The following is a 12459-nucleotide window of genomic DNA, read 5'->3' on the forward strand; positions in this document are numbered from 1 at the left end:
GTACTATATAATAGAAAGAAACACCTACACACATTCTGCAAAATGCAGAGAAACTATATACAATAAAGGAGAACATTATGAGCAAAAAACCAACCGTTTTAATGATCCTGGATGGTTATGGATTGAATGACAAACATGAGGGAAATGCGATCTACGAAGCAAAAACTCCTGTTATGGATAAATTAATGGCAGAATATCCATTTGTTAAGGGAAATGCCAGCGGACTTGCAGTAGGTCTGCCGGATGGACAGATGGGTAATTCTGAGGTAGGTCATATGAATATGGGTGCAGGCCGCATCGTATATCAGGAACTTACCAGAATCACCAAAGAAATCAACGACGGCGACTTCTTCAAGAACGAAGCACTTCTCGCAGCAATGAAGAACGCGAAGGAAAACGATTCTGCTGTACATTTTATGGGACTTCTTTCTGATGGTGGTGTACACAGCCACAATACTCATCTCTACGCACTGCTTGAGATGGCCAAGAGAGAGGGACTGAGCAAAGTTTATGTACACTGCTTCCTCGACGGACGTGACACACCGCCGGCATCCGGTAAGGAATTCATCGAGCAGCTTGAAGCTAAGATGAAAGAAATCGGTGTTGGACAGATCGGTGTTGTTTCCGGACGTTACTACGCAATGGACAGAGATAACCGCTGGGATCGTGTAGAACTTGCATACAAAGCACTGACAGAGGGCGAGGGTGTCAAGGGTACAGACGCAGCTGCAGCAGTTCAGGCTTCTTACGACAACGACAAGACAGACGAATTCGTACTTCCGACAGTTATTGAGAAGGACGGACAGCCGGTTGCCAAGATTCAGGACAAAGACTCCGTAGTATTCTTCAACTTCCGTCCTGACCGTGCACGCGAGATCACCAGAGCATTCTGCGATGACGACTTCAAGGGATTTGAGAGAGCTAAGAAACTGGATCTTACCTATGTATGTTTCACAGATTATGATGAGACGATCCAGAACAAGCTGGTTGCATTCCACAAAGTTCAGCTTAAGAATACATTTGGCGAATATCTTGCAGCTCATGATATGACACAGGTTCGTATCGCTGAGACAGAGAAATACGCACACGTTACTTTCTTCTTCAACGGTGGTGTTGAGGAGCCGAACAAAGGCGAGGACAGAATCCTTGTAAAATCCCCGAAAGTTGCTACTTATGACCTCCAGCCGGAAATGAGCGCACCGGAAGTTTGTGACAAACTGGTAGATGCGATCAAATCTGACAAATACGATGTGATCATCATCAACTTCGCAAACCCTGACATGGTAGGACATACCGGTGTTCAGGCAGCAGCAGTTAAGGCAATCGAGACTGTTGACGGATGCGTTGGAAGAGCAGTAGAAGCCCTCAAGGAAGTAGACGGACAGATGTTCATCTGTGCAGACCATGGAAATGCAGAGCAGCTCATCGACTATGAGACAGGCGAGCCATGGACCGCACATACAACCAATCCGGTTCCGTTCATCCTTGTAAATGCAGATCCGAAATACACTCTGAGAGAGAACGGATGCCTGGCAGACATCATTCCTACACTGATCCAGTTAATGGGAATGGAACAGCCGGCAGACATGACAGGAGAAAGCCTTCTGATCGAGAAATAAATAATAAATTTTCTAAAAACGCTCCCGCATATCAAATGGTATGCAGGAGCATTTTTTTGCACAAAAAACAAGGGGAGAGAGAAAATTCACAAAATTTGGACGTATTTAAGAAAAACGTTGCCTTTTCTGAATATTTTCTATATACTAAAAATATGTAAAAAAGAATGCGGTATATCGAAATACCGACATAAAAAAGGGAGGAAGGCGAATGAGACCTAAAGGAAAACGAATGCTGGCATGGTTGCTGGCGACGACGGTGACGCTTAGTGGCAATTCATTTACGGTACTGGCAGATGAACTGGATTTTACAGATGTACAGGAAGTACATGAGGAAGAAACTACGGAAGAACAGGCTGCTCAGGATGAGAATGCAACAGCCGAAATACAGATTCAGGATGATTTTCAGTCAGAGGAGATCGAAGAACCTGTAGTGGAAGAAGCGGAAGAACCACAGATCGAGGAAACAGAAGAATCAGAAATCACGGCAGAAGAAGTGGATGAAGAGATTCAGGAGGAACCATTATTTTCCGCAGGTGAAGAAGAAAATAATCAGGATCCGGAAGAATATAAAATCTGGTTTGAGAACCTCAGAGATGACGAATACTCTACGTATTTCTTTGACAATGAAAACGGGGAAATTCGATTAAACACAGAGAATCTGAATGGAAAAAATGTCTCTATTTCATGGGAGGTGGGAAGCAGAACAAATGATCCGGGCGGACTTGGAAATGATGAGTTTACCACAGATACAGGTCTTCCAGAAGAGATGATTTTCTGGTCAGAAAATGCGGAGAACAACAGTGTTCTTGAAATTGATGGAGCGAAATTACAGGAAGCCATCAGATGGCTCAGCGACAACAAAGGAGACGAGTACTGGTTTGAAGTACGTGCGTATGTGAATACAGAAGGTAATGACGAACCGGTATATCAGGAACAGGCAGGGCTTTATTCGAGAGAGCATGTAGAAGATTATCACCTTCCAGATGATGAGGTGCTTCTGACAGACTGGAATTACTGGGTAGGTCGATACAACTACAGCTGTTATGTAGAAAATGAGGAGTATCTGAACGGCGGTGATATTGCACTGGAATTAACAGCTGTATCTGTTGTAAATGCACCCGAAGAAGAGGATGAAACACCAGTCTGCGAAATTGAGCTGGCGGATGAAGATGGCTGGAATATTCGGGCAAAGAGATTCGGAACGGCAATAGTAACACTTACTTATAAGGATATTTCCGGCGAAGAACAGCAGCACAGTTTCAGAATTTATGTAGACGGACATAAATTTACTCTGGAACCACAGTGGCCGGCATCCGGCAATAATATGCTGAAAAACAGTGAGATGACAATTTCGTTTGTCCTGCATCACGACTGGAAAAACAGCGATGAAGACCAGGGATCGGAAGATATGACTGGATGGACTCTGGAGCTTGATCCGGATGAGGGTGGATACGCATATGACACAAATCTTCTGGATGTTGAGGTTCATGGAGAAGAACATACGATTACGATCAGATCAAAAGACAATACATGGGGAACTGGTATTGCCCTCAGAGCACTGCATCCGTCAGAGGATGAGTCAGAAGAACCGACATACAGTTATGTCAATATCCCTGTTCAAGTCTGCGAAGAGTATGATGTACTCTATCCAGAAAGCATAGAGAATATTCAAGCAGGAGATGTTCTGGATTTTAATACCTGTGATCTGAAAGTAGAACGCATCAAAGAAAATCAAGAGTCTTATATCAGAGACGATGTAACATATGATTTTGAATACGACACAAATCAGTGGACAGATGAAGCGGCAGACGGACAGCTTCCGATTCTGAGAAGAAAAACAGCAGATGGTACCTGGGTAAATGTGATTGCCAGAGATGGAGATGGCAATGAAATTGGCCGCCGCGAATACTGGTTTGATGATCTTGATTATTCGATCTGGTTTGAAAATCTGAGAGATGGGGACTATTCCACCTATTTCTTCAGCGATGAAAATGGTGAACTCAAATTAAACACGGAGAACCTGAATGACAGAGACACCTACATTTCATGGGAAGTAGGCTATAGAACAGATGACCAGGATGGCGGGGACGATAAGTTTACCTCAGATATGGAATTACCGGAAGAGATGATTTTCTGGTCAGAAACGGAAGATAACAGTATACTTGAGATCAATGGACAAAAACTCTGGAATGCAAACAGGTGGCTTGATGAAAATGTAGGAAATAATTTCTGGTTTGAAGTACGTGCATCTGTAAAAGTCGGAGAGGAAAACGTATATATGACTCAGGCGGGTATTAATCCGAGAGAGACACGTGAGGATTATTACCTGCCAGAAGATGAAGTGATCCTGATGGACGATGATTACTGGATAAACAGAAATTATGATGGATGGGTACAGAATCAGGAAAATCCTGACGGAAGAAATTTCGGTTTTGCTGTAGCAGATGTGACTGTTTCCAATGCTGAGGACGAAGAGGATGAAACACCAGTCTGCGAAGTTGAGTATCAGGATGAAAACGGATGGAACATTCAGGCAAAGAGATTCGGAACAGCGGTAGTAACACTCACGTATGATAATCTTTCCGGTGAAGAACAGCAGCATAGTTTTAAACTTTATGTGAACAGTGACAGATTTATTCTGGAACCACAGTGGCCGACAGATGGCAGCTGCATGCTGAAAAACAGCGAGATGAAACTTTCCTTTGTTCTGACGCATGACTGGAGACACAGTGACGAAGACCAGGGTTCAGAGGAAGTTAAGGACTGGAAACTGGAATTTGCACCAGACGAGAACGGATATGCGTATGAGACAAACCTGCTGAAAAGCGTGGAGATCAACGGACATGAACTTACGATTAAATCAGGAGAAGAAACATGGGGAACCGATATTCTCCTAAAAGCGATGATTCCTTCAGAAAATGAAACCTGGGAAGATGTAGCATACAATAACCCGCATATCGAAGTCTGCGAAGAGTATGATGTACTTTATCCTGAAAGTATAGAGAATATTAATGTAAATGAAACGCTGGATCTGACTCAGTGTGGAATCAAAGTAGAACACATCAAAGAAAATGAAGAACCTTATGTCAGAGACGATGTGACTTTTGATTTCGAATATGACACAAACCAGTGGACAAACGAAGCTTCCGAAGATCAGTTCCCGATTCTGAGAAGAAATACAACAGATGGTACACGGGTAAATGTAATTGCCAGAGACGGAGATGGAAATGAAATCGGCCGCCGTGAATACTGGTTTGACGGACTGGACTATTCTGTTTGGTTTGAGAATATGAGACAGGGTGAGGATTCTACATATTTCTTTGATGGCGAAACCGGTGAACTTCAGTTAAATACAGAAAGCCTCAAAGACAAAAAGAATGTCTCCGTCGAATGGGAAGTTGGATACCGGACAGACGCGGATGAAAATGAAAACGACCAGTTCACTCTGGTACCGACCAGTCAGAAGTTCTGGTCCGAGAAAAAAGGTGACGACAGCGTACTTGTAATTAATGGCACAAAACTCTGCAAAGCTGATAAATGGCTGGAGGAGAATGACAGAAGCGAATACTGGTTTGAAGTACGGGCGCACATAAAAATAAACGGAACAGAAGTATTTACATGCCAGTCTGGTCTTTACGGCAAAGAAAATGTTGAAGAATATTATATTAATTTTGGAGCAACACTGGAAACTGTTCCTGGCGAAAACGTATGGCTGAATCAGAACCTGAACTGCTACGTCGAAAATCCGGAGCATCCATATGGAGAACTGCTTCAGGCAAAGATAACAAAAGTCAAAACCTTAAATAAACAAATTTATAGCATTGCCTACCTCAAAAACGGATGGCGCATGAAAGCAGAAAAACCGGGAGAGACAAAAATCGAAGTTACCTATACAGATATCCATGGAAACCAGCAAAAAGGATTTTTCAATATTTCTGTAACAGATGTCTTTTACTGGTGCAACTGTATACCGGAAAACAACAGTGATTCTATTCTTGCAAATGAGGAAAAACGGTATGACCTTTCCGTATATCGCAGAGATGCGAAACATTTGGATGGCGAAAAAGTTGACAGTTCAGAGTATGAATTTGAATTAATAGAGGATTCCTATGACGAAAATGCTGTTGAATATGTAAATATCGAAGGCAATACACTGACGATCAAAGCCAAAGATGTTCAGGATCAGGAGATCTTTGTTGGATTAAGAGTAGTTTCAAAAGAAAGAGATGAGGAAGATAATCCGCTGTGGAGTGCAGAAACACAGATTTATGCTCAGGCAGTGAAGGAGTATTCAGCACAGATCCGACTGAAAGAGATCATTGATACGAATCCAAACGTTGGAGAAACAATTGATTTAAATGAACATCATCTGGGTATTTTCAAGTACAACGATGAAACGCAGGAATGGGAAGAAATACAGGATGACGAGAATGTCAGAATTCGTCTGGAATATGACGAAACAGTATGGGAGGCAGTGAATGAAGAAGCAATTCCGACACTGCGTCGTATAGCTCAGGGACAGAGTGATCTCCACCTGATTGCCGAAGAACGGCACATTGACAGATATGGAAATGAAGTGTGGGAAAAAATTGCCGAAGAAAACTGCTATTTCCCTACAGTATATGACAAAGATGCAGAATGCAGTCATATCTGGGAAACTGTGACAGACAGCAATGCAACCTGCGGCAAAGCAGGAAAACGCCATCAGGAATGTACCGCATGCCAGACAAAGAAAACTCTTTCAGATATTCCGGCGACAGGCAAGCATAAATGGGGCAAATACACTGTAACCAAGAAAGCAACCGTATTTGCACAGGGACAGGAAACGAGAACCTGCAGTGTCTGCAAAAAGAAAGAAACCAGAAAAACAGCGAAATTAAAAGCTGCATTGAATCTTTCAGCATATGCATTCCCGCTTCAGAGAGGAAAAACAGTAACCATAAAATCATCCGGTCTCAAAAACGGAGATTACGTGAAACTGGTAAGTTCAGCAAAAAGTTCTGTTTTAAAAGCTGTAAAACTCAAAAACGGTAATATCCGGCTGACAGCTCAGAGAAGCACAAGCAAAAAGGCAGTAGCTGTAAAAGTACTGGTCAAAACCGCCGGCGGTGCAAGCAGAACTATAACAGTTACCGTCCAGAGCAACCAGGTAACAACAAAGAAGATTACCGGCATTGCCAGAAGTCTTAGCGTAAAACGGGGAAAAACCATTACGTTAAAACCTGCTCGTTATCCGTTTACCAGCCAGGAAAAAATAACCTATACAAGTTCCAATAAGAAAATCGCGACAGTAGATGCAAATGGGAGAGTAAAAGGAATAAAAACAGGAAGTGCCGTGATCACGGTAAAATCCGGAAAAGCAGTATACAAAACTACGGTAAAAGTTACAAAGTAATTTAACCAAAGCGCGGGATGTAGAAATGTATCCCGCGTTTTTGCGGGAATAGAAAGTATAAGCAAGGATACACTAAATAAAAGATTTTTTGTTATACTGAGAAATGACATAATATAACACCTGTGCAGAAATTTGACATTTCATAAAAAAAGATGCAATTTAAGGTGCAAAAAGGCAGAAGTATGTTATAATAGAAGCGTTACAGAAAAATGGCAGCAATGAGGAATTCATCCATTTTGCTGATTGCAGGGGAGTATAGAATGAACAACGAAGAAAATAAGGGAACTTTGCCGGAGGATGATGTAGGCAGACCAGAGGAGACTACAGATATCGAAGACAGAATCAATGCGACATTGGATAAAATTCTGGATGATGACGAGAATGAGTTTGACGATATACAGGTTGATTACGAGGATCCGGAAGATGAAGAACCAGATAATGAAGCTCCGGACGAGGAAAATCGTGAGATAAGGGAAACTGAGGACGACTACGAGAAGACAAAAGTATGGACTGATTCTTCGGAAGAAGCAGATGAAGAGGAATCAGAAGAAGTGATGGAAGAAGAACCGGAACAAGAGGAAGAAGTTCCGGCAGTTCGAAGCAGACACAAGTCAGCACGTCCCGGTCCGGTAATTTATGTTCCAATGGATGAGCTGGATCAGAATTTAGATGTTCCACCAGGAACCAGAGCCAAGAAGAAAACTCACAAAGGCCTGAAAATCTTTGGTCTGGTGATGCTGATGATAATAGTTCTGGGTGGATGTGCCTACGGCGGAATCAGTTATTATTTTACAGATCGTTTCTTTGAGGGAACCTGGATCAATGGAATTGACTGTTCGCAGAAGACAGCATATGAAGTAGAGCAGCTTATGGCAGAAAAACTCAGTGAATACTCCATTGAAGTTTCTTCCAGAAATATAGCTGCGCAGACGATCAGAGGCGAGGACATTGATTACCAGTATATGTCTACTGGCGAAATCCTTCAGCTTCTTAAGAAACAGAAACCATATGAATGGATCAGGGGTCTCTACGAACAGAAAAGCTACACCGTATCCGAGAATGTCGGCTATAATAAGACACTTCTTCAGGAACAGCTCAAATCTCTGAATTGTGCACAGGCCGAGAATCAGGTAGAACCGGAGAATGCCTATGTGGCATTTCAGGATAATCAGTTTGTGATCGTACCGGAAACAGAGGGAAGCAAACTGAACATCAAAGAAGCATACAAACTTCTTGATGCGGCAGTGGAAGCTAATGAAGCAAGTATAGATTTCAGTGATAACCAGGATGCTTACGTATCCGCAGAAGTGACCCAGGATGATCCGGCACTTCAGTCAGCACTGGAAGCATGCAACAACTATACGAAGGCAAGCATTACTTATACATTTGGTGACCAGAGTACGACACTGGATGGTAATACGATTAAGGACTGGCTGCAGTTTGATGAGAAAGGTCAGCTGGTATGGGATGACAATTCTTTCCAGCAGCACGTGGCAGATTATGTTGCACAGCTTGCAGCAACTTATGATACTGTTGGTACAGAGAGAGAGTTTCAGGCAACAAGCGGAAGAACAGTGTATGTATCCAGTTCCGTCTATGGATGGAAGATCGATCAGGCGGCAGAAACTGCTCAGCTGAGTCAGGAGATTCAGTCAGGAACACAGACAACGCGGGAACCTGTTTATTCTCAGACAGCGAATGCTTATGGTGTGAATGACCTGGGTAATACTTATATTGAAGTGGATCTCAGTGAACAGCATATGTACTATTATCAGGACGGTGTGAATATTTTTGAATCAGATTTTGTGTCCGGTAACATGAGTTATGCTGACCGTCAGACACATGCCGGTATCTTCACCTTATATTATAAGAAGAGTCCGGATGTACTGAGAGGCGGACAGAAGGGAACTGCAAATTATTATGAACAGCCGGTACAATACTGGATGCCGTTTGACGGAGGTATTGGTTTCCATGATGCAGACTGGAGAGACGAATTTGGCGGTGACATTTATCTGACAAGTGGATCTCATGGATGCATAAATCTTCCACCGGAAAATGCAGAGGTACTGTATGATCTGATTCAGTATGACGTTCCGATCGTATGCTTTTACTAAAGAATTACAGGAGAGAAAATAATGGGAAAATCATTTGATTTTTTGCTTACGGCAGCAGCACTGATCGCAGGAATCCTGCTTCTGACAGGACACGGAGATTTTTTACTCAAAGGAGGAAATGCAGAACTCCGCAAAGCGAAATACGATGAAGCCAAGATGACCAAGGGTTCCGGCGTGGCACTGATTTTGATCGGTATTCTGACAGGAATTGACTCCTATACAGAGGGAATAGCATCAGAAATCATTTATGTGATTCTGTTACTGCTCGTTATGGTAGGACTTGGACTTTACCTCAAATACAAATGCAAAAAGAAATAAAAATAATCAAAACAGGAGCGTGGAAACGATTTCGAAGTTTCCACGCTCCTGTTACTTTTCAGGATAGTTTTTAACAAAAAAGATCGACGAGATCCATTGGCTTACGGATGATCTCATCCGGTTCCGGTACATCTCCGAATCCATAGGAAGCAAAGACAAACGGAACGCCAGCCTTGCGGCAGGAAAGGAAATCTCCCATGGTGTCACCGACATAAACCGGGGATTTCATATCATAAGTTCTGGCGATGAGGGAGATGTTGGAACCCTTATCGAGATTGTTATCACCATTGCATAGATGACCTTTGAAATATTTGCCGAAGCCGGTGGCTTCAAGAAATACTTCAATATAGCCGGCCTCACAGTTGCTCACGATATACAGCGGGTATTTCTCAGCTAAAAGCTGGAGGGCTTTCTCCAGATCTTCGTACAGAGGGGCGCATTCCTTAAGAAGTGCTTCATGCTCTGCGTTACAGCATCGGTCGATCAGACGGAGCTGTTCTTCTCTGGAGGCATCTGGAAAAATCTGCTTTGCAATATCCGGAAGCGGCTGTCCGAACATAGAAGCAATGATCTCAGCCGTCAGAGGAAGTTCGATCTGTTCAACATTGCGGAGATAGTTTTCCCAGGCTTTCGCCACGATTCCGGTGGAATTCCACAAAGTTCCATCTACATCAAAAATAATACTGTCCATAATATAGTCCTTTCAGGAAAAAAATGAGATTTATCATACTGGTAAAATTGCCTTAATTCATATTCTATATGGTAAAATAAAAAAAATCAACTGTCTTTTAGCGGGATTTATGGTATACTGAGGGTACTGTTTACTGATACTGATAATAATAAGACAAAAAAACAAGACAGGACTAGAAGAATGCTGAATGACATTGTAAAGCCACTGACAGAGTGGTACAGGCAGAATAAGCGCAGCCTTCCATGGAGAGACCGGCACAATGCCTATTATACCTGGGTATCGGAGATCATGCTGCAGCAGACGAGAGTGGAGGCAGTGAAGCCATATTTTCGCAGGTTCACAGAAGAACTTCCGGATCCGGCGGCACTTGCAGAGTGCCCGGAGGAGAAGCTTCTCAAACTGTGGGAGGGACTTGGGTATTACAACCGCGTCCGGAATATGCAGATTGCGGCACAGACGGTTGTGGAGGAATATGATGGTGTGCTTCCGGAATCTTACGAGAAACTTCTTTCCCTTAAGGGAATCGGAAGCTATACAGCAGGAGCAATTGCATCGATCGCTTATGATATACCGGTTCCGGCAGTAGATGGAAATGTACTTCGCGTGATCACCAGGATTATAGAGGATGATGGTGATATCATGAAGCAGTCTGTAAAGAAACGGATAGAAAATAAGCTTCAGGAGATCATGCCAGGGGAGTGCCCCGGAGATTTCAATCAGGCACTGATGGAACTCGGCGCAGTTGTCTGTGTGCCAAATGGCGAACCCAAATGCGATGTCTGTCCGGTGGCTTTTTGCTGCGGGGCAAGAGCTCATGGAACGATCGACAGATTTCCCGTCAAAGCACAGAAGAAAGACAGGAAGCTGGAAGATCGGACCGTTCTTGTGATCCAGGATGGAGAAAAGACAGCAATCCGCAGGCGTCCATCGAGAGGACTTCTTGCGGGATTATATGAGCTTCCGAATCTTAAGGGACATCTCTCTGAAGAGGAAGTACTGGAGAGCGTCAAAGCCATGGATCTGGAACCGCTTCGTATAGAAGCACTTCCGGAAGCAAAGCATATTTTTTCACATATTGAATGGAGGATGACTGCCTACAGGGTTCGTGTTTCCTCACTGGAAGAAATCCGTCAGAATGATCTGCTTTTTGTCGGTAAAAGGCAGTCCGACGATCAATATGCGATCCCATCAGCATTCAGCGCGTACACAAAATATATCAGGGAATAACACACACAGGAGGAATAATACCGATGAAAATTTTAAGTATTGCAATTCCATGTTATAATTCAGAAGCATATATGGAGAAGTGCATTGATTCCCTTCTTGTAGGAGGCGAAGATGTGGAGATCCTTGTCGTAAATGACGGATCATCCGACCGCACAGCAGAGATTGCAGATGCTTATGCAAAGAAATATCCGACGATCGTCAAGGCAATCCACCAGGAAAACGGCGGTCACGGCGAAGCAGTCAACGCAGGAATCAGAAATGCAAGCGGACTTTATTTTAAAGTCGTGGACAGCGACGACTGGGTAAATGCAGAAGCGTATGAGCAGATCCTCAAGACTCTGGAAGAACTTATCCGCGGACCAAAGACTGTTGATCTTCTGATCAGCAATTTTGTATATGAGAAACAGGGCGTAGCAAGGAAAAAGGTCATGCAGTACAGACACTGTCTCCCGGTAAACGAAATCTTTGAGTGGGACAAGGTGCGTATGCCTAAGGGAAAATATCTCCTCATGCATTCCATGATCTACCGTACTGAACTGCTCCACGAATGTGGTCTGGAGCTTCCGAAGCATACGTTTTATGTAGACAACCTGTTTGCATTTGAGCCGCTTCCATATGTTCAGAACATGTATTATCTGGATGTGAATTTTTATCGTTACTTCATTGGCCGTGATGATCAGTCTGTAAATGAGAGGGTTATGATCAAGAGGATCGACCAGCAGATCAGAGTCAACAAACTGATGGCAGATGCTTTCCACAGATGTCAGTTCAGTAACAAGCACCTGAAGAAATATATGCTCAGTTACCTGGATATCATCACAACAGTTTCTTCCATCATGCTGGTACGCGCCGGCACACAGGAAGCACTCGATAAGAAAAAAGAACTCATGGAATACATCCGTGAGCTGGACCGCTGGCTGTACCATAAACTTCGCTACAGTGTCCTCGGACGTGCAGCAAATCTTCCAGGCAGAGCCGGCAGAAAGATGTTCGTGGCAGCTTATAAAGTATGCCAGAAATTCTATGGATTCAACTAAAGAAATAATATAAGAAACGAAAGGCTTTCAGCAGGGATACGATAATTCCTGTCGAAAG

Annotated in this window: 7 protein-coding genes; 6 read left to right on the plus strand and 1 reads right to left on the minus strand. The window is 43.3% G+C overall.

Features of this window, described 5'->3' with window-relative positions:
- The first annotated feature begins 77 nt into the window (after positions 1 to 77).
- The 4 genes from gpmI (at position 78) to DXC01_RS12245 (ending at position 9446) form a co-directional block, all read left to right on the plus strand.
- Positions 78 to 1619 (plus strand): 2,3-bisphosphoglycerate-independent phosphoglycerate mutase, encoded by a 1542-nt coding sequence (gene gpmI, locus DXC01_RS12230; RefSeq protein WP_118699005.1) that lies wholly within the window; start codon positions 78 to 80, stop codon positions 1617 to 1619.
- Between the two features lie 208 nt (positions 1620 to 1827).
- Positions 1828 to 7014, plus strand: coding sequence for an Ig-like domain-containing protein (locus tag DXC01_RS20660; RefSeq protein ID WP_243111617.1), 5187 nt, complete (start codon positions 1828 to 1830; stop codon positions 7012 to 7014).
- 260 nt (positions 7015 to 7274) lie between these two features.
- Positions 7275 to 9128, plus strand: coding sequence for a L,D-transpeptidase family protein (locus tag DXC01_RS12240; protein WP_118699006.1), 1854 nt, complete (start codon positions 7275 to 7277; stop codon positions 9126 to 9128).
- 21 nt (positions 9129 to 9149) lie between these two features.
- Positions 9150 to 9446, plus strand: coding sequence for a DUF3784 domain-containing protein (locus DXC01_RS12245; protein WP_022213683.1), 297 nt, complete (start codon positions 9150 to 9152; stop codon positions 9444 to 9446).
- A 70-nt stretch (positions 9447 to 9516) separates the two neighbouring features.
- Here the strand turns inward: DXC01_RS12245 and DXC01_RS12250 are convergent, their stop codons facing one another.
- Positions 9517 to 10137 (minus strand): HAD family hydrolase, encoded by a 621-nt coding sequence (locus DXC01_RS12250; RefSeq protein WP_022213682.1) that lies wholly within the window; start codon positions 10135 to 10137, stop codon positions 9517 to 9519.
- A 180-nt stretch (positions 10138 to 10317) separates the two neighbouring features.
- On the opposite strand from DXC01_RS12250, the gene mutY reads away from it, so the two are divergent.
- Both mutY and DXC01_RS12260 read left to right on the plus strand, forming a co-directional pair.
- Positions 10318 to 11364: an A/G-specific adenine glycosylase gene (gene mutY / locus DXC01_RS12255; protein WP_118699007.1), complete on the plus strand. Its 1047-nt coding sequence runs from the start codon at positions 10318 to 10320 to the stop codon at positions 11362 to 11364.
- Positions 11365 to 11387: 23 nt separating this feature from the next.
- Entirely contained in the window at positions 11388 to 12401 is a 1014-nt protein-coding gene (locus tag DXC01_RS12260; protein WP_118251907.1) for a glycosyltransferase family 2 protein, read from the plus strand.
- Positions 12402 to 12459: the final 58 nt, after the last annotated feature.

Source organism: Blautia sp. OM07-19, from assembly GCF_003481595.1.
Taxonomy (GTDB): Bacteria; Bacillota; Clostridia; order Lachnospirales; family Lachnospiraceae; genus Blautia_A; species Blautia_A intestinihominis.